The 21,111-nt window shown below is 65.2% G+C and carries 19 protein-coding genes; 10 read left to right on the top strand and 9 right to left on the bottom strand.

What is annotated here, in order from left to right:
- The first annotated feature begins 30 nt into the window (after window positions 1–30).
- Window positions 31–993, top strand: coding sequence for an acetyl-CoA carboxylase carboxyltransferase subunit alpha (locus NLM25_RS03300; RefSeq protein ID WP_254115223.1), 963 nt, complete (start codon window positions 31–33; stop codon window positions 991–993).
- Between the two features lie 442 nt (window positions 994–1,435).
- A complete protein-coding gene (locus NLM25_RS03295) occupies window positions 1,436–2,995 on the top strand; it encodes a murein L,D-transpeptidase family protein (protein ID WP_254136022.1) in 1,560 nt (519 codons plus the stop codon).
- 126 nt (window positions 2,996–3,121) lie between these two features.
- On the opposite strand, the gene NLM25_RS03290 is transcribed toward NLM25_RS03295, so the two are convergent.
- The 7 genes from NLM25_RS03290 to NLM25_RS03260 all read right to left on the bottom strand — a co-directional run bounded on the left by NLM25_RS03290 (window position 3,122) and on the right by NLM25_RS03260 (window position 10,657).
- Complete coding sequence (locus tag NLM25_RS03290) at window positions 3,122–3,817, bottom strand: ABC transporter ATP-binding protein (protein ID WP_254115221.1); 696 nt, start codon at window positions 3,815–3,817, stop codon at window positions 3,122–3,124.
- Window positions 3,810–4,544, bottom strand: a complete 735-nt coding sequence (locus NLM25_RS03285) for an ABC transporter ATP-binding protein (RefSeq protein ID WP_254136021.1) — start codon at window positions 4,542–4,544, stop codon at window positions 3,810–3,812. Before NLM25_RS03285 ends, NLM25_RS03290 begins: the two co-directional genes overlap by 8 nt.
- The gene (locus tag NLM25_RS03280; protein WP_254136020.1) at window positions 4,531–5,625 is read right to left on the bottom strand and encodes a branched-chain amino acid ABC transporter permease; all 1,095 of its coding nucleotides are present in this window, start codon (window positions 5,623–5,625) and stop codon (window positions 4,531–4,533) included. Before NLM25_RS03280 ends, NLM25_RS03285 begins: the two co-directional genes overlap by 14 nt.
- Window positions 5,626–5,631: 6 nt before the next feature.
- Window positions 5,632–6,849 (bottom strand): substrate-binding protein, encoded by a 1,218-nt coding sequence (locus NLM25_RS03275; protein ID WP_254115218.1) that lies wholly within the window; start codon window positions 6,847–6,849, stop codon window positions 5,632–5,634.
- A gap of 2 nt (window positions 6,850–6,851) precedes the next feature.
- Window positions 6,852–7,709, bottom strand: coding sequence for a branched-chain amino acid ABC transporter permease (locus tag NLM25_RS03270; protein ID WP_254136019.1), 858 nt, complete (start codon window positions 7,707–7,709; stop codon window positions 6,852–6,854).
- Between the two features lie 90 nt (window positions 7,710–7,799).
- Window positions 7,800–9,314, bottom strand: a complete 1,515-nt coding sequence (locus tag NLM25_RS03265; protein WP_254136018.1) for an amidase — start codon at window positions 9,312–9,314, stop codon at window positions 7,800–7,802.
- A 152-nt stretch (window positions 9,315–9,466) separates the two neighbouring features.
- Window positions 9,467–10,657, bottom strand: a complete 1,191-nt coding sequence (locus NLM25_RS03260) for a substrate-binding domain-containing protein (RefSeq protein WP_254136017.1) — start codon at window positions 10,655–10,657, stop codon at window positions 9,467–9,469.
- A gap of 178 nt (window positions 10,658–10,835) precedes the next feature.
- Between NLM25_RS03260 and NLM25_RS03255 the strand changes: the two genes are divergently transcribed.
- The gene (locus tag NLM25_RS03255; protein ID WP_254115214.1) at window positions 10,836–11,270 is read left to right on the top strand and encodes a MarR family transcriptional regulator; all 435 of its coding nucleotides are present in this window, start codon (window positions 10,836–10,838) and stop codon (window positions 11,268–11,270) included.
- Between the two features lie 366 nt (window positions 11,271–11,636).
- Here NLM25_RS03255 and secA read toward each other — a convergent pair whose 3' ends face one another.
- Entirely contained in the window at window positions 11,637–14,477 is a 2,841-nt protein-coding gene (gene secA / locus NLM25_RS03250) for a preprotein translocase subunit SecA (RefSeq protein ID WP_254136016.1), read from the bottom strand.
- A 353-nt stretch (window positions 14,478–14,830) separates the two neighbouring features.
- On the opposite strand from secA, the gene NLM25_RS03245 reads away from it, so the two are divergent.
- The 3 genes from NLM25_RS03245 (at window position 14,831) to mutT (ending at window position 17,517) form a co-directional block, all read left to right on the top strand.
- Window positions 14,831–15,757, top strand: coding sequence for a peptidylprolyl isomerase (locus NLM25_RS03245; protein WP_254136015.1), 927 nt, complete (start codon window positions 14,831–14,833; stop codon window positions 15,755–15,757).
- A gap of 102 nt (window positions 15,758–15,859) precedes the next feature.
- A complete protein-coding gene (argJ, locus tag NLM25_RS03240; protein ID WP_254136014.1) occupies window positions 15,860–17,101 on the top strand; it encodes a bifunctional glutamate N-acetyltransferase/amino-acid acetyltransferase ArgJ in 1,242 nt (413 codons plus the stop codon).
- Between the two features lie 5 nt (window positions 17,102–17,106).
- Window positions 17,107–17,517 (top strand): 8-oxo-dGTP diphosphatase MutT, encoded by a 411-nt coding sequence (gene mutT / locus NLM25_RS03235; protein WP_254115210.1) that lies wholly within the window; start codon window positions 17,107–17,109, stop codon window positions 17,515–17,517.
- Window positions 17,518–17,655: 138 nt separating this feature from the next.
- Here the strand turns inward: mutT and NLM25_RS03230 are convergent, their stop codons facing one another.
- On the bottom strand, window positions 17,656–18,504 hold the full coding sequence (locus NLM25_RS03230) for a methyltransferase domain-containing protein (protein ID WP_254136013.1): 849 nt from the start codon (window positions 18,502–18,504) through the stop codon (window positions 17,656–17,658).
- 126 nt (window positions 18,505–18,630) lie between these two features.
- Between NLM25_RS03230 and NLM25_RS03225 the strand changes: the two genes are divergently transcribed.
- From NLM25_RS03225 to NLM25_RS03210, 4 genes are read left to right on the top strand one after another with little or no spacing between them, the layout of a single operon-like run.
- Window positions 18,631–19,440, top strand: a complete 810-nt coding sequence (locus NLM25_RS03225; RefSeq protein ID WP_254136012.1) for a ComF family protein — start codon at window positions 18,631–18,633, stop codon at window positions 19,438–19,440.
- A 35-nt stretch (window positions 19,441–19,475) separates the two neighbouring features.
- On the top strand, window positions 19,476–19,751 hold the full coding sequence (grxC, locus tag NLM25_RS03220) for a glutaredoxin 3 (protein ID WP_254141102.1): 276 nt from the start codon (window positions 19,476–19,478) through the stop codon (window positions 19,749–19,751).
- Window positions 19,748–20,626, top strand: coding sequence for a carbon-nitrogen hydrolase family protein (locus NLM25_RS03215; protein ID WP_254115207.1), 879 nt, complete (start codon window positions 19,748–19,750; stop codon window positions 20,624–20,626). The genes grxC and NLM25_RS03215 overlap by 4 nt, the downstream gene beginning before the upstream one ends.
- Complete coding sequence (locus NLM25_RS03210; RefSeq protein ID WP_254136011.1) at window positions 20,623–21,102, top strand: DUF1178 family protein; 480 nt, start codon at window positions 20,623–20,625, stop codon at window positions 21,100–21,102. The genes NLM25_RS03215 and NLM25_RS03210 overlap by 4 nt, the downstream gene beginning before the upstream one ends.
- Window positions 21,103–21,111 lie beyond the last annotated feature (9 nt).

Raw genomic sequence — 21,111 nt, 5'->3', positions numbered from 1 at the left:
GCCCCGTCCCGTCCTCCCTATACTGAGTTGATGCCAGATCAGATGCGCAGCTATCTCGACTTCGAAAAGCCCGTCGCCGAGCTCGACTCCAAGGTCGACGAGCTGCGGACGCTTGCGGCCAACGGCACCGACATCGCTGATGAGATCGGGCGGATCGAGGACAAGGCGGCGCAGGCGCTGGCCGACCTCTATCTGAACCTGACGCCGTGGCAGAAGACGCTGGTCGCGCGGCATCCGCAGCGGCCGCATTTCAACGACTTCATCAAGGGCCTGATCACCGAATTCACCCCGCTCGCCGGCGACCGCAAGTTCGGCGAGGACGAGGCGCTGGTCGCCGGCTTCGGCCGCTTCCGCGGCGAGCCGATCTGCGTCATGGGCCAGGAAAAGGGTGATTCCACCGAGAGCCGCATCCGGCATAATTTCGGCATGGCGCGGCCCGAAGGCTATCGCAAATGCGTGCGGCTGATGGAGATGGCCGAGCGGTTCGGCCTGCCCGTGCTGTCGCTCGCCGATTCCGCCGGCGCCTATCCCGGCATCGGCGCCGAAGAGCGCGGCCAGGCCGAGGCGATCGCGCGCTCGACCGATGCCTGCATGGCGCTGACCGTGCCCAACGTCGCCATCATCACCGGCGAGGGCATGTCGGGAGGCGCCATCGCCATCACCACCGCCAACAAGGTCTTGATGCTGGAGCACGCGATCTACAGCGTGATCTCGCCGGAAGCCGCCTCCTCCATCCTCTGGCGCGACGGCTCCAAGGCGCAGGAAGCCGCCAACAACATGAAGATCACCGCCCAGGACATGCTGCGCTTCGGGGTGATCGACAGCATCCTGAAGGAGCCGGTCGGCGGCGCCCACCGCGACCCCGCCGCCATGATCGCCACCACCGGCGATGCTATCGCCAAGGCCTTTGACGAGCTACGCGGCCTGGACGGCGACGCCATCCGCAAGCAGCGCCGGCAGAAATTCCTCGATATCGGCCGGAAACTGGGCTGATTCGGGCATTTCAGGTGCCGTAGGGTGGGCAAAGCGAAGCGTGCCCACCATTCCCGACCGTACTACTTCGCTGGTGGGCACGGCGCTTCGCGCCTTTGCCCACCCTACGAGACTTCCCAGGCTCCTCCGGTAACCCCCCGTTAACCCTTTTTTTGCCCAAATCGGCGATCTCTGTTCCGTTTGGGCCGGAAGGCCCAAGTAAGGCCCAAAGTCGCGTCCATTTAGTCTTCGTTGACCATGCCGCTGGGCCAACGGGCTCGTGATCCCCGCTCGGGTTGCGACCACCTGACCCAGAGGTTAGAATTTTAATCAATGGCTTCAGGGCATAAGCGCTGGAGCGTGGTTTGAAAAAGCCCGTCACGGCGGGTCCGGATCTCCGGTCGAATCATGCTCTAAAGAACTGGGGTTCGCGCTCTCTGCCCGGCACGGTGTGGGGTCCATCTTGATTTCTCGTTCGCTTGCTCGCGCGCTCTTGGCTTCGGTTGCGCTCGCCGCCAGCATTGTGCTGGCCGGTTGCGACACCGACCAGGTTTCGCTCGCGGCCAACGCCAAGGCCAACCAGCCGGTGCCGGCAAAGCTTCTCTCCGCGATGGTCGAGAAGAACATGGACCTGCAATCGCCGATCCTGGTCCGCCTGTTCAAGCAGGAGGCCGAGCTCGAGGTCTGGAAGCAGACCCGCAACGGCCAGTTCGCGCTGCTCAAGACCTATCCGATCTGCCGCTGGTCGGGCGATCTCGGACCGAAGGTGCGCGAAGGCGACCGCCAGGCGCCGGAGGGATTCTACTCGATCAATCCTGGCCAGATGAATCCGCAGTCGGCCTATTATCTCTCGTTCAACACGGGCTATCCGAACGCCTTCGACAAGGCGCTGGGCCGTACCGGCTCGCAGCTGATGGTGCATGGCGATTGCTCCTCTCGCGGCTGCTACGCGATGACGGACGAGCAGATCGCGGAGATCTATTCGCTCGGCCGCGAGTCCTTCTTCGGCGGCCAGAAGGCGTTCCAGCTCCAGGCCTATCCGTTCAAGATGACGCCGGTGAACATGGCCAAGCACCGGAACAATCCGAACATGCCGTTCTGGAAGATGATCAAGGAAGGCTATGATCATTTCGAGGTGACGCGGCAGGAGCCGAAGGTCGATTTCTGCGAGCGCAAATACGTGTTCGACGCGGCGAAGCCGGCCGACGCCAAGCGCGATCTGGTGTTCGATGCCTCGGCGAAGTGCCCGGCCTATGTGATCCCCGAGGATATCGCCAGCGCCGTGCGCGAGAAGGACCAGCGCGACCAGGCCGAGTACAACAAGCTTGTCGCCAAGGGCACGCCGATGGCGCGCATGAACACCGGCATCGACGGCGGCATGAACAAGATCTTCGCCTCCAAGATTCCGGAGGGCTCGACCGGCCTGTCCGAGAATGCCGAAGGCTCGACCCTGGAAATGCTGGCGATGGCGAAGGCGCCGGGCACGATCCCCGGCCACGTCAATCCGCCCAAGCCGAATCTCGACGCGGCCGCCACTGCTTCCGCGAGCCAGGAGCCGGTCGTCGCCGTCAGCGCGCCCGCCGCCAACACCCGCGTCGCCGCAGCTCAGCCTGCCGAAAAATCGAGCGGCGGCTTCTTCTCCAATCTCGGCCGCAAGATGGGCATGGGCACCGCCGACACCACGGCGACCACGCCTCCGCCGCCGCAGGCCACCGCATCCGTGGCCCCGGCCGCCACGACCACGACGCCGCCCACCGCGGCGTCCCGGCTGAAGGCCGCAGTGACGCGGTTCGTGCCCGGACACGACAAGTCCAAGGATGCGGCAAAGGATGCGCCGAAGCCGGCCGCGACCGTGGCCGCCAAGCCCGTCGAGCCGGCGAAGCCCGATACGCGTCTCGCCGCGACACGCCCGGCGCTGAAGCCGTCGGTGAACGATGGTGCGAGTGAAGCGACGCAGATCATGGGAGCCGCGCCGGTGGTGCAGTCGAACTCGTTCGACAGCCGGTTTGGAGCGGTGAAGTAGGCGAGCCGTCGTAGCCCGGATGAGCGAAGCGACATCCGGGAATGTCGCGAGAGGCTCCCCGCATGTCGCTTCGCTCATGCGGGCTACGGCAGTTAAGCTGAGAGCGCTGCGCTTCGAAGCGAGCCCCTACGGCGCCAGATACCGCATCAGCTCCGGATTGCGCCTGACCTCCCCCGCCTCCCCCTGCAACGCAACCCTTCCGCGGTCCAGCACGTAGGCGTAGTCGGCGACGCGCAGGGCGAGGTCGAGATGCTGCTCGACGATGATGACCGCGATTGTCTTAGCGAGCTCGATCAGGCGCTCGGTGATCTCCTCGATCACGCCGATCCAGACCCCTTCGGTCGGCTCATCCAGCAGCAACAGCTTTGGATCGCCCAGCATGGCGCGGCCGATCGCGAGCATCTTGCGCTCGCCGCCGGAGAGCGTGCCGGCGGGCTGGTCGAGACGCTGACCGAGTTTCGGGAAGATGGTCAGCACCTGGTCGACCGCGTCGGCCTTCTTGCTCGCGAGCGAGCCGACCGCGAGATTGTCGCGCACCGACAGGCGCGCGAACACCGAATGCTCCTGCGGGACGTAGCCGATGCCGGCGCGCACGCGCTCCTGGGTCGCGCGGCGGCTGATGTCGCGGCCGTCGAAGGCGACCTCACCCTTCCACGCCGGCAATTCGCCGACGATGGTCTTCATCAGCGTGGTCTTGCCGGCGCCGTTGCGGCCGAGCACGGCGACGCCGCCGCGCCAGGGAATGCCGAGGGTGACGTCGAACAGGACCTGGCTGCGGCCGTAGCCGGCGTCGAGATGCTTGATGTCCAAAAATTCAGGCACGGCGCAGATAAATCTCCTGGACGGCTTTATTGGCCTGGATCTCGGACACAGTGCCCGATGCCAGCACCTTGCCCTGGTCGAGCACGGTGAGGCGATCGCAGATGTCGCGGATGAAATCGAGATCGTGCTCGACGATGACGAGCGAGCAATGTTTCTTGATCGGCTGGAGCAATTCGCCGGTGACGCGGCGTTCCTCCAGGCTCATGCCGCCGGTCGGCTCGTCCAGCAACAGCAGCTTCGGCTTGCCCGCCAGCGCCATCGCGATCTCCAGCCATTGCTGCTGGCCGTGCGACAGGGCGGCCGCCGCGTCGAAGGCGCGATCGGCGAGGCGGAACTGCGTCAGCATGGTCATGACCTGGTCGTGCAGCGCACCGCGCGTGCGCGAGAAGACGAGGTCGAACAGCGAGGACTGCGCCTGCAGTGCGAGCAGGATGTTGTCGTAGAGCGTCAGCGACGGCAGCACTGACGTGATCTGGAATTTCAGGCTCATGCCGGCGCGGGCGCGTTCGGTCGGCGTGAATGCGGTGATGTCGGTGTTGACGAAGGAGACCTTGCCCTGCGTCGGCACTTCGGCACCGGCGATGCACTTCATCAGCGTGCTCTTGCCCGAGCCGTTCGGGCCGATCAGGCCGTGAAACTCGTTCTCGCCGACGGTGAGCGCGGCGCCGTCGAGCGCGGTGAGCTTGCCGAAGACCTTCTTGATGCCGGCGGCTTCAAGGAGCATCACGCTTCTCCCTGGCTTTCGCGCCGAAGCTGCCGACCCGCTCGCGTTCGCCGAGCACAAAACTGATCAGGCCGAGCGGACGGAACAGGATCACGAGCAACAGCAGCAAGCCCAGAATGATCGGCCAGATGTCGCGATAATTGTCCGACAGCCAGAAGCTGACGCCCTCGACGATCACAGTGCCGATGACGGCGCCGATCAGCGTGCCGGAACCGCCGAACAGCACATAGAGCACGACCTGGGTCGAGACCACGACGCCGACCATATTGGGCCAGACGAACCCTTCGTGGAAGGCATAGAGGCTGCCGGCTAGGCCTGCGATGGCGCCGCCGATCGCGAAGATGATCGCCTTTAGATGCTGCGCCTTGTAGCCGAAGAAGGCGATGCGCTGCTCGTTCTCGCGCAGGCCCGCGAGCGCCAGCCCGAACTGCGAACGCACCAGGAAGCGGCAGAGCAGGTAGACCACGACAAGGATGCCGAGCACGAGATAGTAGAAGGCCGGCCCTTCCGTGAACTCGTAGCCACCGATCGACATCGGCGCGATCGAGGGAATGCCGTTCTGGCCGCCGAGATAGTACCAGCCGCGCGCGAGGCGATCGGCCGCGTAGGAGCCGGTGAGCGTGCCCAGCGACACGAAGATCACGCTGGAGGGATGCCGCCCGAGCAGCAGGAAGCCGCCGAGCAGCAGCGCGAAGGTCAGGCCGATCAGCGTCCCGGCGGGAAGCACCAGCAGGATGTTGGTGATGTTCAAATCGCGCGCGAGCAGCGCGACACCATAGCCGGCCGAACCGAAGAACAGGGCCTGACCGAAGCTCATGATGCCGGCATAGCCCCAGACCAGATCGAACGACAGCGCGAACAGCGCGAGGATGATCACGCGGGTCGCGAACACCGTAAGATAGTCCTGCAGCACCAGCGGCGCGAGCAGCGCCGCGACGAGCACGACGCCCTCCACGATCGGCAGGACTTTTCGTCCTGCCTTGACTTGCTTCTTGGCCTGTCCCGCTGCCACGCGTTCAACCATCGCATCGTCCGCTTCGTCGCCTGCGATGGCTTCTCTTACCACACTCATCGACTTCGGCATTCCGCCTCAGCATTCCTTGGGATCGACCAGACCCTCGCTGCGCGCGACGATCTCGTAGTTCCCGCCCTTGGCGACCGCGGTGTACATCTTCATCTTGCAGTGCCGCTTGCCCGGCACCATCTCGGCCGGTCCGCCCGGGCCTTCGGCGATCTTGGCGTGATCAAGCGCGGCGGCGACGGACTCGCGGTCGATCTTGCCGGCTTCCTTGACGGCGGCCTCCCACAGCTTGAGGCCGCGATAGGTGCCGGTGGCAGCGCTGCCCGCGGCGAACAGGAAGTTGCCCGGAAAGTCCTTCTCGTAGGCCGCCTGGATCTTCGCGTCGAACGGGTTCTCCTTGGTCAGCACCTTGAAGTAATCGAGACAGCTTGCGAGCCCTTCGATCTCGGCGGCCTGATTGATGTTGAGCGTGTTCTCGTCATAGTAGACGCAAGCCAGACGCCCGCCGTTCTTGAGGAAGCCGGCTTCATAGAGCTGCTTGAAGAACGGACCGACGCCCGGCGGGATGACGGTGTTGAAGACGACGTCGACCTTGTTGGAGACGATGCGGTTGACGGTCGCGGAGAAATCGACCTGGTCGAGCGGGTAATATTCCTCGAACACGACCTCGCCGCCGTTCGCCTCGATCACCTTGCGGGCATAGACGTTGAGCGTGTGCGGCCAGACATAGTTGGCGCTGGGCAGCGCGAACTTCTTGCCGCCGTTCTTGATCAGCCAGGGGATGAACTCGTCGCACTGCTGCGCCGGGGTCGGCCCGGTGCAGAACAGATAGGGTGTGCACTCCTTGCCCTCGTAGAGCTGCGGATAGATGTAGAGCGTCTTGCCGCGTGCCACGATCGGGTCCTTGATCGCGTTGCGCATCGACGAGGTGATGCCGCCAAGCACCATGTCGACCTTGTCGCGCTGGATCAGTTTGCGGACGTTGCCGACGGCGACGGATTCATTGGAGGCGGTGTCCTCGATGAAGAGCTCGAGCGGGCGGCCGAGCAGGCCGCCCGCCGCGTTGATCTCCTTGATCACCATCTTTGCGACGTTGGCGTCGGCATTGCCGGCATAGGCGATCGGGCCGGTCAGGTCGGTGGCGATGCCGACCTTGATCGGGCCTTCCGCCGCATTGGCCCACGGCGCCGGGATCACCCAGCTGCCGACGCCGGTCGCGACCGCACCGGTGGTGAACGCAAGGTTGGACAGGAAGCGGCGACGTGAAAGTTGAGTACGATCGAACATGACTAAACCCCTTTTCCAGCGATGAGGCCCTGTGGCCGAAATTTGATGAAGACAATGGCGAGCACGAAGACGAGGACGTCGGCGACGACGGGCGCCATCACCCATGGCAGCGCGGCGCTGAGCGTGCCGATGACGCCGGCGCCCGCGACCGGTCCGATGAAGGAGCCGACGCCGCCAACCATCACCGCGACGAAGCCCTGGATCAGGAAGCGCAGGCCGAGATCGGCGTAGAGGCTGAACACCGGCACGATCAGCGCACCGGCAAGGCCGGCGAGCGCTGACCCAAAGGCAAACGTGGCGCCGTACATCAAGGGCGTCGAAATGCCTGAGGCACGCGCCAGCGACGGGTTCTCCAGCGTGGCGCGCATGCGCAGGCCAAAGCTCGTGCGCGACAGCAGGAGATAGCAGCCCGCCATCACCAGCAGCGTGATGACGATGATGGTGAAGCGCCAGGCCGAGATATGGATCGTACCGATGTCGATCGAGCCGCCAATCGGCTCGGGCACGGTGAGATAGAAGCCGCCGATCAGCCCGCGCACGGCCTCGCGGATGATCAGCCCGAGCGCGTAGGTGCCGAGCATCGCCACGATCGGCGCGGCGTAGAAGCGGCGGATGATCAGCGCCTCCAGCACGAAGCCGAGCGCCCCGACCACGACCGGCGCCGCGAGCATGCCGGCCCAGATCGGCAGGCCCTTGGCGTAGGCGAGATAGGTGATGTAGGCCCCGAGCAGGACGAACTCGCCTTGCGCGAAGTTGAAGATGCCCATCATGCTGGCGATGATCCCGAGCCCCAGCACGATCAGGACGATGATCGCGCCAAAGCTCAGGATCTCGAACGCCGCGACGAACGCGTTAGCCATGCGCCAGAGCCTTTCCCGTTCCGACGGGATCGGAACAGGGCTCTGGATTCCAGTTCTGACGCGTCCCGTCCGTCTGCATCAATGCCTCGCTCACATCTTCTTCCAGTCGCCGATCTGCTCGAAGGCATGCGCGGCGCGGTAGATGGTGGATTCCTCGAACATGCGGCCGACCAGCATCAGGCCGACCGGCAGGCCGTCGACCATGCCGCAGGGCAGCGACATCGCGGGATGATGGGTGATGTCGAACGGCGCGGTGTTGGAGATCATCTCCAGCGCGCGGGCGACATAGTCCTCGCGGCTGGCGGTGGGCTCCGGCAGCTTGGTTGCCTTCATCGGCGTGGTCGGCAGCAGCAGCAGGTCGTAGTCGCCGAACGCCTTGTCATAGGCCGCGGTCAGGCGTCGCGAGATGTTGAGCGCCTTGCCGTAATAGCGGGGACCGAAAGTGTTGTTGATGTAGGTGCCGAGCATCAGGAACAGCTTTGTCGTCTCGGACAGCGAGTCCGCCTGCCGGCGCCAGCCGCGGTGGAAATCCATCAGCGAGGTCGAGTAGAGATCGGCACGGGACAGGCCGTAGCCGTCGCCGTACATCATGGTCTGGGTCATGCCCTCCGTGCCGATCGGGGTCCAGATCGCGGGACCGACGAGATGCATCGGGATCGAGACGGTCTCGACCGTCGCACCCAAATCCTTGAAGCGCTTGGCGGCCTCGCGGACGCTCTCATTGACAGCGGCCTCCGCGGTCGGCTGCTCAAAACCTTCCTTGAGGATGCCGATCTTCATGCCCTTCACGCCCTGGCCGAGCGCCTTGGTGTACTCCTCGACCTTCGGCGCCTTGATGCGCGGATCGTAGCCGTCGTCGCCGGCGAGCACTTCGAGCAGCAATGCGTTGTCGGCGACGGTCGCGGTCATCGGGCCGGTGTGATCGACGAAGATCTCGATCGGCATGATGCCGGTGTAGGGCACGAGGCCCCAGGTCGGCTTCATGCCGTAGGTGCCGCAGAACGAGGACGGCATACGGATCGAGCCGCCCTGGTCGCCGCCAATCGCCATGTCGACCTCGCCGAGCGCAACGACGACGCCGCTGCCCGAGGACGAACCTCCGGCCGAATAGCCCATCTTGTAGGGATTATGGACGGCACCCGCCGCATTGGTGTGGCTGCCGCCCGACATGCAGAAGGATTCGCAATGCACCTTGCCCTTGATCTCGGCACCGGCGTCCAGCATGCGCGTGACGATGGTGGCGTCGAAATCGGGAACGTAGCCTTCGAGCGTCGTCGAGCCGTTCATCATGGGAACGCCGGCCAGCATGATGTTGTCTTTCAGCGCGACGGTCTTGCCCTTGAGCTTGCCGCTGGCGGCGCCCTTCACGGTCGATTTGCGGTACCAGGCGTTGCGGGGGTTTTCCTCCGCCGACGGCTGATAGCCCGGCGTGCGCGGATATTTGACCACCGGCACTTCATCCGGCATCGCGCCGACGAGATTGTAGGCTTCGATCGAGCCCTGCATCAGGCCACGGAACGAGGCGACGTCGTCGTCGGTGAGCGAAAGGCCGCACTGCTCGGCGACACTGCGAAGCTGGGCTGGCGTGGGAAGGACAACTGTCACGGCGCTCTCCTGAAGTTTCTTTGAACGGTCGCTGCGCGCCGCCGCGACTCGCGCGACGCGCGCGGCGACCCTGTCGAAACATTCAAAACGGAAATATTTTCCTTTTCAAGTATTATTTTGAAATGCGGCCTGTCCGGATTGCCGCGGCAAGCTCAGACCGGCTTGATCAGCTTGAAGTCGAGGCCGTCGGCCTCGGCGAGATACATCTGCATCCGGGCGTGACCGTTGCGAACGACGACCGGGCCGCGCGCGCCGCCGTAAACGATGTTGCGGCCCGCCGCGAGCATCGGCGCCATCGCCAGCGAACCGGCCTTTTTCGCCACGGCTTCGAGGAAACGCAGGCCTTCATAGCTGGACTGGCCGAGTGAGCCGATCGGCGGGGCGTTCGGCCCGAACATCGCGCGATAGCGGATCTGGAAGTCGTCATTGGCCCGCGAGCCGATCCAGGAGAAATAGCCGGACGCGCAGAACATGTTCTCGCTGTTGTCGGCGCCAATGCCGAGCAGCACGGTCTCGTCCATGGCGCCGGCCAGCCGCAACGTCGTGGCGCCGAGGCCGCATTCACCGAAAGCACGGTTGAAGGTGATGCTGTCGGTGCCGATCAGCGAGATCAGCACGACGTCGGGCCTCGCGGCACGGATGCGCGCCAGATGCGGCTCGTGATTGTCCTCGCCGAGGGGAACGAACTCTTCGCCGACGACATGGCCGCCGGTTTCCCTGATGTAGTTCTTCACGGCGCGGTGCGATTGCCAGGGCCAGACATAGTCGCTGCCGATCAGGTACCAGCGCGACGCCTTCTTGACGTCGGCAAGCCAGTGGATCGACGGCCGGCTCTGCCAGCGCGGCGTCTCGCCGATCGCCATCACGCCGGGCGTGCGCTCGCCGCCCTCGTAGACGGGCGTGTAGATGTAGGGAATGCGGTGGCGCGTGGTGACGTCGCGCAAGCCGACGCGGATCGCGCTGGTGTGCAGCCCGACGATGAGATCGAGCTCGTCGAAAGCGATCGCCTGCTCGGCGCGGTTCAGGACCTCGTCGAGCGGTCCGCCGGCGTCGTAGATCGAAAGCTCGATCTCGCGGCCAAGGATGCCGCCCCGCTTGTTGATCTCGGCGACCGCGAGCTGCGCGCTGTTCGTCGCGCAGGGGCCCCAGACCCCCGGCGATCCGGTGCAGCAGATGAATCCGCCGATGCGCAGCTTGTTGGCGCCGCGCCGCCTCAGGAAGGCGTGATCGCCCGGCGACAACGCTCCATCGGCATCAGCCGCCGATGACGACAGATTCCTGAGCAGCATGAACGGCGGCAACGCCGGGCCGCCGTGAGCCGGGAAGTTCACCGTCGTGCGCACGCCTACTCCTGTCTGGCACCAGACTTGAAAGCACATTCTTCGGGCGACCGCGGCATCCGCCCTTTTGTTGGGCAATATCCTATTTTGAAAATATTGAATATTCAACAATTGAAGTGCATATAGATGCAGCATTGATTGCAAGACATTCACTCATTTGGGTCAAGACGAAGTCTTAGCCGTGGCAAAACCGAACTCTCCGATCACCGAACACCTCGCCTACCTGCTCGCGCAAGCAAACCGGGAGATCAACCGGCAGCTCGAACTACGGTTGAGCAAGGAGGGCGTGCCCGTCGAGCAATGGCGCATCCTCAAGGTTCTCTCCGATGGCAGCGGCCATTCGATGGGCGAACTCGCGGACGCCGTGCTGCTCAACCATCCGACGCTGACCAAGATGATCGACCGCATGGTCTCCGACACGCTGGTCTATCGCGTGCAGGACCCGAACGACCGCCGCAAGGTGCTGATGTTCATCTCCGACCGCGGCAAGGTGCTGTGCAAGAAGCTCAACTCGCTCGCGGTGGACCAGGAGGAGCACATCCTGGAGAGCTACGGCGACAAGTCGACGAGCGAATTGAAGCGGCTCTTGGAGAGCCTGATCGACAGCTCGAATTGAGTGGCGGCTTCGCGCGGCCCTCTCAGCACGTCGTCCCGGACAAGCGAAGCGCAGATCCGGGATCCATAACCACAGGCCGTGGTTGTTTCAAAGATTGGTAGTTGCGCTGTCTCGCGCGGTACGACGACTGCGCGTCGTCGATAGATTGCGCGGTACGGGTCCCTGCGTTCGCAGGGACGACGGTGTGGTGGCAGTTGCGCACCACACATTCGCCTGTCATCGCCCGATTTGATCGGGCGATCCAGCATTCCAGAGACAGTTGTGATTGAGCCGAGGGGCCGCGGCGTACCGGGTCGCCCGGTTAAACCGGGCGACGACATTGGAGCGTGAAACACCGACGTTGCGCCTCGACCGCGTAGCTAAGCGCTAGCCGTACCGCCCGTGGCAGTGCTTGTACTTCTTGCCGCTGCCACACGGGCAATCCTCGTTGCGGCCGACCTTGCCCCAGCTTGCCGGGTTCTTGGGATCGCGCAGCGCAGCGTCGGTGGCCTGCGGGGCCAGCGTCACGCTGGCGAGGGCCATTTCGTCCTCGCCGGTGTCCGGGTTGAGCTTATGCGCTTCCATCTGCGGCAGGACAGGAGCTTCCTGCTCCGGCGGGACGATCTCGACGCGCATCAGCTGCGCCGTGACGGCCTCGCGCAAGTGGGCGCTCATCTCCTGGAAGAGATTGAAGGCTTCGGTCTTGTACTCCTGCAAGGGATCGCGCTGGCCGTAGCCGCGCAGGCCGATGACCTGACGCAGATGGTCGAGCATGATCAGGTGCTCGCGCCAGAGATGGTCGAGCGTCTGCAGCAAAATGGTCTTCTCGACGTAACGCATCACGTCGGGACCCCACTGCGCGACCTTGGCGGCCATGTGCTCGTCGGCCTTGGTCTCGATGCGGGTGAGCAGCTCCTCGTCGGCGATGCCCTCTTCCTTCGCCCAGTCGTCGACCGGCAGGTCGAGATCGAGCACGCGCTTCAGCTCGTCCTTCAGGCCGGCGACGTCCCACTGCTCGGCATAGGCATGCTCGGGCACGTGCTTGGCGACGAGGTCGTCGATGAAGGCGTGGCGCATGTCGGAGATCGTCTCGGCGACGCTCTCGTCCTTCATCAAATCGACGCGCTGGTCGAAGATCACCTTGCGCTGGTCGTTCTGGACGTTGTCGAACTTGAGCAGGTTCTTGCGGATGTCGAAGTTGCGCGCCTCGACCTTCTGCTGCGCCTTCTCGAGCGCCTTGTTGATCCAGGGATGGATGATCGCCTCGCCTTCCTTCAGGCCGAGACGCTGCAGCATGCTGTCGAGGCGATCCGAGCCGAAGATGCGCATCAGATCGTCTTCCAGCGACAGGAAGAACTTCGAGCGGCCGGGGTCACCCTGACGGCCGGAGCGGCCGCGCAGCTGGTTGTCGATGCGGCGGGATTCGTGGCGCTCGGAGCCCATGATGTAGAGGCCGCCGGGCTTCTTCACGGTCTTGGCGGGCTTGCTGCCCTTGGCCGGCTCGATCTCGACCTCTTCCTCGGCCTTCAGCACGATGTCGCGGAAGTGCTCGATGTCGGCCTTGATCTGCTCGATCTTCTTCGCCTTCTCGGCCTCGTCCTCGATGCCCGCGGTCTCCTGCTGGATGCGCATCTCGAGCGAGCCGCCGAGCTTGATGTCGGTGCCGCGGCCGGCCATGTTGGTCGCGATCGTGATCGCGCCGGGCACGCCGGCTTCGGCGACGATATAGGCTTCCTGCTCGTGGAAGCGCGCGTTCAGCACCGCGAACAGCTTGGCCGGCTTGCCGGCGCGGGCGGCGGCGTAGAGCTTCTGCATCGAATTTTCGTTGCCGAAATCGATCTGCCGGTAGCCGTGCTTCTTCAGGTATTCGGCGATCACTTCCGACTTCTCGATCGATGCGGTACCGACCAGCACCGGCTGCAGGCGCGCATTGGCGCGCTCGATCTCGGCCAGGATCGCGGCGTATTTCTCGTTCTGGGTACGATAGACCTCGTCGTCCTCGTCGAGGCGGGCGACCGACAGGTTGGTCGGGATTTCCACGACCTCGAGCTTGTAGATGTCGAACAATTCGTCGGCTTCGGTCAGCGCCGTACCGGTCATGCCGGCGAGCTTTTCGTACATCCGGAAATAGTTCTGGAAGGTGATCGAGGCCAGAGTCTGGTTTTCCGGCTGGACCTGGACATGCTCCTTGGCTTCCAGCGCCTGGTGCAGGCCTTCCGAATAGCGCCGGCCGGCCATCATGCGTCCGGTGAACTCGTCGATGATGACGACCTCGTCGTCGCGGACGATGTAGTCCTTGTCGCGCGTGAACAGCGTGTGGGCGCGCAGCGCCTGGTTGATGTGGTGCACGACGGAGACGTTCTCGACGTCGTAGAGCGACTCGCCCTTGAGCTGGCCGGCGTCGCGCAGCAACGTCTCGATCTTCTCCATGCCGCCTTCGGTCAGCGTCACCGTACGCTGCTTCTCGTCGACCTCGTAATCGGTCTTGTCGAGCTTGGGCAGGAAGCCGTCGATGGTGTTGTAGAATTCCGAACGGTCGTCGAGCGGGCCGGAGATGATCAGCGGCGTGCGCGCTTCGTCGATCAGGATGGAATCGACCTCGTCGACGATGGCGTAGAAGTGCGGCCGCTGGACCATGTCCTCGAGCCGGTACTTCATGTTGTCGCGCAGATAGTCGAAGCCGTATTCGTTGTTAGTGCCGTAGGTGATGTCGCAGGCATAGGCGGCCTTGCGCTCGGCATCGTCCAGGCCATGGACGATCACGCCCGTGGTCATGCCGAGGAAGCCGTAGATCTGGCCCATCCAGCCGGAGTCGCGGCGGGCGAGGTAGTCGTTGACGGTGACGACGTGGACGCCCTTGCCGGCGAGCGCGTTCAGGTACACCGCGAGCGTTGCGACCAGCGTCTTGCCTTCGCCGGTCTTCATCTCGGCGATGTCGCCCTCGTGCAGCACGATGCCGCCGATCAGCTGGACGTCGAAGTGGCGCTGGCCGAGCGTCCGCTTGGCGGCCTCGCGCACGGTGGCGAAGGCGGGCACCAGCAGGTCGTCGAGCGTCTTGCCTTCGGCGAGCTGTTTCTTGAACTCGGCGGTGCGGGCCTTCAGCGCCTCGTCGGAGAGTTTCGAGACCTCCGGCTCCAGCGCGTTGATCGCGTTGACGCGGGACTGATATCCCTTCACCCGCCGGTCGTTGGCGGAGCCGAAAAACTTGCGGGCGAGCGCGCCGATCATGCCTAGTTCCTGTGTTCGCGATTTAACCGCGGTGCAGCCAAGAAGTTGTCACCCGCCTGCCTATCAACTCACCGTGACGCCTGATGGCGCCAGAGCCCGGACTGCGGGGGTCATCCGCCATATGGGTGGGAATTGGGCAAGTCTGGGTTCAACGGCCAAAAACGCAGCAAAATAAACGCCATCGCCATGGTCGCGACCGGGCAGAGATATGGCCCGGTCAGGGCCTTGTCAACGGCGGGCGCATTGCGGCTAATTCATCATTTTGACAGACTTTTCGCGTTGCCAAGCCCCCCTGAATTGGGCGAGTGTCCGCCCCGCTCGAGCAGCCCCCTGCTTCAACAAAAGGATTTTCCATGACCACCTCGTTCCCGGTAATCACCGGCCAGCGTTTCCGCTATGCGTCCGCCCTGGCTGGCAGCCTCGCTCTGGCGCTGACCCTGGCGTTTGCGGGCCCGCTCCGGGCCGCTGACGATCCGGTGCTGGCGAAGGTCAATGGCGCGGAAATCAGGAAGAGCGACGTCGCCATGGCCGAGGAGGAACTCGGACCGAGCCTCGCCCAGATGGACCCGGCGACCAAGGACGAGAACGTCCTGTCGTTCCTGATCGACATGAAGATCGTCGGCAAGGCCGCCGAGGACAAGAAGGTCGCCGACAGCGAGGAGTTCAAGAAGCGCCTGGCGTTCGCCCGCAACCGCCTGCTGATGGACAGCCTGCTCGCGGGCGAGGGCAAGGCCGCCACCACCCCCGACGCCATGAAGAAGGTCTATGAGGAGGCCTCCAAGCAGATCACCGGCGAGCAGGAGGTCCGCGCCCGCCACATCCTGGTCGAGACCGAGGATGAGGCCAAGGCGGTGAAGGCCGAGCTCGACAAGGGCGCCGATTTCGCCGAGCTCGCCAAGAAGAAGTCCAAGGATCCGGGCTCGGCCGATGGCGGCGACCTCGGCTTCTTCACCAAGGAACAGATGGTGCCGGAATTCTCGGCGGTCGCCTTCGCGCTGGAGCCGGGCAAGATCTCCGACCCCGTGAAGTCGCAGTTCGGCTGGCACATCATCAAGGTCGAGGAAAAGCGCAACCGCAAGGCGCCGGACTTCGAGCAGGTCAAGGCGCAGATCGAGCAGTACGTCACCCGCAAGGCCCAGGCCGACTACGTCGCCAAGCTGCGCGCGGAGGCCAAGGTCGAGCGGCTGGACCAGCCGGCGGCGGATGCCAAGCCGGCCGACGCGGCCAAGACCGACGCCAAGCCGGCCGACAGCAAGATGGCGCCCCCTGCGAAGAAGTAAGAATTCGCTGTCACTTCACGGACGCCAATAGTATCTAACGTCGCAATGGCCGGGCAAATGCCCGGCCATCTGCATATCCAGACCTCACCAAGGCGCCCCGCGATGTCCTCCTCCGTCTCCCCGCTCGCCCCCAAAACCGTTCCCGACATGCCCGTGATCGCGGGCGTCCGTCTCGCGACGGCCGAAGCCGGCATCCGCTACAAGAACCGCACCGACGTGCTGCTGGCGGTGATGGATAAGGGCACCGCGGTCGCGGGCGTCTTCACCAAGTCGAAATGCCCGTCCGCGCCGGTGGAATGGTGCCGCGCCAAGTTGAAGGGCGGCAAGGCGCGCGCACTGGTGGTGAATTCCGGCAACGCCAATGCCTTCACCGGCAAGACCGGGCGTGCCTCCACCGCGCTGACCGCGAAGATCGCGGCCAAGGCGGTCGGCTGCAGCGAGGGCGAAATCTTCCTGGCCTCCACCGGCGTGATCGGCGAGCCGCTGGACGCGACCAAGTTCGACGGTGTGCTCGGACGTCTCGCGGAAACTGCCGAGGCCGGCGACTATCTGGCGGCCGCCAAGGCGATCATGACCACCGACACCTTCCCGAAGGTCGCGACCGCGACCGTGAAGCTCGGCAAGGCCAAGGTCACCATCAACGGCATGGCCAAGGGCGCCGGCATGATCGCCCCCGATATGGCGACTATGCTGTCCTTCATCTTCACCGACGCCCCGATCGCACCGGCCGCGCTGCAGGCGTTGCTCAAGGCCGGCGTCGAGGACACCTTTAACGCGGTGACGATCGACGGCGACACCTCGACCTCGGACACGCTGCTGGCCTTCGCCACCGGCGCTGCCGCCGAGCATGGCGCGCCAAAGATCAGCCGCGCCAGCGACCCGCGCCTCAAGGCCTTCGTCAAGGCGTTCAACCAGGTGCTCGCCAATCTGTCCGAGCAGGTCGCCCGCGACGGCGAGGGCGCGCGCAAGCTGGTCGAGATCACGGTCGAGGGCGCCAAGACCAAGGCCTCGGCACGCAAGATCGCGATGTCGATCGCCAACTCGCCGCTGGTGAAGACCGCGATCGCCGGCGAGGACGCCAATTGGGGCCGCGTGGTGATGGCGGTCGGCAAGGCCGGCGAGCCGGCCGATCGCGACAAGCTCTCGATCTCCTTCAACGGCATCCGCGTCGCCAAGAGCGGCGCACGCGATCCGTCCTATGACGAAGCGCAGGTGTCGGAGGCGATGAAGGCCCCGGAAATCGCGATCAAGGTCTCGCTCGGCCTCGGCAAGGGCCGCGACCGCGTGCTGACCTGCGACCTCACCAAGGAGTATGTCGCGATCAACGGGGATTACCGGTCGTAAACCTCATGACCGATCTCAAGCTAACATTGGTGGTGGCCTGCGCGCTTGTCGACGCCGACAAGCGCGTGCTGATCGCGCAGCGCCCCGCGGGCAAGACGCTTGCGGGCCTCTGGGAATTTCCCGGCGGCAAGCTCGAGCCCGGCGAGCGGCCGGAGCAGAGCCTGATCCGCGAACTGCACGAGGAGCTCGGCATCACCGTGGCCGAGCCGTGCCTGGCGCCGCTGACGTTTGCGAGCTACGGCTACGAGACCTTTCACCTGCTGATGCCGCTCTACATCTGCCGGCGCTGGGAGGGACAGGTAGAAGCGCGCGAAGGCCAGACCCTCGCCTGGGTCCGCGCCAACAAGCTGCGCGACTATCCGATGCCGCCCGCGGACATTCCGCTGATCCCGCATTTGATTGATTTGCTGATGTGACGATGCTCTTGCATCGTCATTCCGGGGCGCGCGAGAGCGCGAACTATGGAGCGCAATTGCGCTCCTGAGAATCTCGCGCCACAATTTCTGGATTCCGGGTTCGGTCCTGTGGACCGCCCGGAATGACGGCACCAGTGGCTACGTCTCTCCCGCCTTCTTCACCGCCTCCGCAAGGCTTGCTTTCGCCGACCCCGGCTTGAGCGGCTGCTGCTGGCTCGCATGCGGCGCCCAGCCGGAGAGCCAGACGATGTCGAACGTCGCACGGATGCGGCCGTCGGCATCGGCAAAGCGCTCGGCGTAGATTTCCGCCATGCGCAGCAGCGTTGCGCGACGGCTCGGCGCGCGGCGCCGCTCGATCAGCACATTGGCCGCGCCCATGCGGCGAAGATCCTGCATCAGCGCGAACGCATTGGCGTAGCGCACCACGACGCGGTCAACGTCGGTGACCGGCAGCGCGAAGCCGGCCCGCTGCAACAGCGCGCCGATGTCGCGCAAATCCGCGAACGGCGCCACGCGCGGCGACACGCCGCCCTCGCATTCGGCCTCGGCGGCCGCAAACGCCTGGCGCAGCTCGGTCAGGCTGTCGCCACCGATCATTGCGGCGAGCAGCAGGCCATCCGGCTTCAACGCGCGGCGGATTTGCGCGAGCACGCCCGGCAGGTCGTTGACGAATTGCAGCGCCAGTGCCGAGACGACGAGGTCGAGGCTTTCCGGTGCGAAGGGTAGCGTCTCGACGCCCGCCGCATCGAGCGCGATCCGTTGGATGGAGGGAAGCCGGGTACGCAGTCCGGCGAGCCCTTCACCGGGCGTCCAGAGATCGGCCGGCGCGTGAAACTCGCGCATCACGGCACCTAGCCGGTCGGACATGTCCTCGGCGACGCGATCGAGCAGGAATGTCACCTCGCCCTGCGTCCGCGCGCGCCGCTGCCGCACATGCAGAAGCGCGCGATCGAACAGAGCAGGCGGGGTTTGCGGGGGCTGGGCCATGCCGCTGGTTACGCTGATCCCAATGGTTCTGGCAATCTCCTCTCGCGTGCCCCGGACGCGCTGCGCCGCGTCCGGGGCACGAGGGCGCGGCTTGAGCGGATTGTCACGGAACGCTAGCCTGCCCTCATGGAAGCAGACGCCGCCCCCACCCGCTCCACCGCCGCGCCGCTGCGGGCCGCATGGACGGCCGGCCGCACCGTGCTGTCGCGCGCGGCAAGGCTCGCGCTCGACATTGCGCTGCCGACGCTGTGCGTGTCGTGCCGCGAGCCGGTGGATGGCGAGGGCGTTTGCGCGGCCTGCTGGACGCGGTTGTCGTTCATCGAACGGCCCTATTGCCCGCGGCTTGGCATCCCCTTCGTATACGACCCCGGCCCCGACATGCTGTCGATGGAGGCGATCGCGAGCCCCCCGGCTTACCAGCGGGCGCGCGCGGCGGTGCGCTATGACGACGTCGCGCGCACGCTGGTCCATGCGCTGAAATACCAGGACCGCACGGATCTGGCGCCGGCCATGGGCCGCTGGATGGCGCGCGCGGGCGGCGAACTGCTCGCCGGGGCCGATATGCTGGTGCCCGTGCCCCTGCATTGGCGCAGGGCCTGGCGCCGCCGCTACAACCAGTCGGGAGCGCTGGCGCGCATCATCGCACGGCAGAGCGGGGTGACGGTGAAGGCTGAGGTGCTGCGCCGGGTACGCGCCACCGAGCAGCAGATCGGCCTGTCGCGGGCCCAGCGGGCCACCAATGTGCAGGGGGCGTTCCAGGTATCCCCCGACCGTCAGGTCGAAATCCAGGGCCGCCGGATCATCCTGATCGACGACGTCCTGACCTCGGGCGCGACGCTGGACGCCTGCGCGCGGGCCCTGCTCCGTGCCAAGGCGGCCCAGGTCGACGTGCTGGTCTTCGCCCGGGTTGTCGAGAGCGGCCCCCGTCCCATATAGTTCAATGAATTCATGACATGAGAGCGCCAGACGACATGACCGCTGCTGTCGAGATCTACACCAGGCCGGGCTGCGGCTATTGTTCCGCCGCCCGGTCGCTGCTGACCCGCAAGAAGGCGACCTTCACGGAGTTCGACATCACCAAGGATCCGTCCTGGCGCCAGGAGATGTACGACCGCGCCGGCGAGGGCTCGACCTTCCCGCAGATCTGGATCGGCGGAACTCACATTGGCGGCTGCGACGACCTCTACGCGCTCGACCGCGAGGGCAAGCTCGACGGCATGCTCGACAACGTAAAGGCGGTGTCATGAGCGAGAACCGCACTTTCACCGCCGCCATGGTGCAGATGCGCACCGGCCTGATGCCCGAGCCGAGCCTCGCGCAGGCCACCAGGTTGATCCGGCAGGCCGCGGCCAACGGCGCCGACTACGTGCAGACGCCCGAAGTCAGCAACATGATGCAGCTCAACCGCAAGGCGCTGTTCGAGCACCTCCAGCGCGAAGAGGACGACACCTCGCTGAAGGCATACCGGGCGCTCGCGGCAGAACTCGGGATTCACATCCATGTCGGCTCGCTGGCGCTACGCTTCTCGGAGGAGAAGGCGGTCAACCGTTCTTTCCTGATCGGGCCCGAGGGCAATGTGCTCGCGAGCTACGACAAGATCCACATGTTCGACATCGAGCTGCCGGACGGCGAGAGCTATCGCGAATCCGCCAATTACCAGCCGGGCGAGACCGCGGTGATCTCCGACCTGCCCTGGGGCCGCGTCGGGCTGACGATCTGCTACGACGTGCGCTTCCCGGCGCTCTACCGTGCGCTGGCCGAAAGCGGCGCATCCTTCATCACGGTGCCGTCGGCCTTCACCCGCAAGACCGGTGAGGCACATTGGCACATCCTTCTGCGTTCGCGCGCGATCGAGACCGGCTGCTTCATCTTCGCCGCCGCGCAGGCCGGCCTGCACGAGAACAAGCGCGAGACGTTTGGCCACTCGCTGATCATCGACCCCTGGGGCGAGATCCTCGCCGAAGGCGATGTCGAGCCCGGCATCATCATGGCCAAAATCGATCCGGCCAAGGTCGAGACCGCCCGCCGCGCGATCCCATCGCTCCAGCACGGCCGCCGCTTCGGCGTCGCCGATCCCAAGGCCGGGCCGGACCATCTGCATCTCGTGCGGGGATCGGCATGATCCGCTACGCGCTCCACTGCGACCGCAACCACGCATTCGAAAGCTGGTTCCAGAGCTCGTCGGCTTACGATTCGCAGGTGAAGCGCAAGCTGGTGACCTGTCCGATCTGCGGCTCGGCCAAGGTCGACAAGGCGATCATGGCGCCGCGCATCGTCGGCAAGAAGGGCCGCGGGCGTGCGACGCCACCGCCGGAGCCGGCCACGACGACGCCCGAGGCGGCTGCGTCAGGACCGACCTCGCTGATGATGGCGCAAGAGAAGGAGCTGCGCGCCAAGCTCAAGGAGCTACGCGATCACATCGTCAAAAATGCCGACAATGTCGGCGAGCGTTTTGCGAACGAAGCCCGCGCGATGCATTACGGCGACAAGGAGCACCGCCCGATCTACGGCGAGGCCTCGCCCGACGAGGCCAAGTCCCTGATCGACGAAGGCATCGAGGTGTCGCCACTGCCGACGCTGCCGGAAGACAGGAACTGACGCGCGCTG

This window comes from Bradyrhizobium sp. CCGB01 (assembly GCF_024199795.1).
In the GTDB taxonomy this organism is placed as follows: domain Bacteria; phylum Pseudomonadota; class Alphaproteobacteria; order Rhizobiales; family Xanthobacteraceae; genus Bradyrhizobium.
The sequence above is the reverse complement of the archived record's forward strand: the minus strand, read 5'-3'. Positions and strand labels throughout refer to the sequence as shown.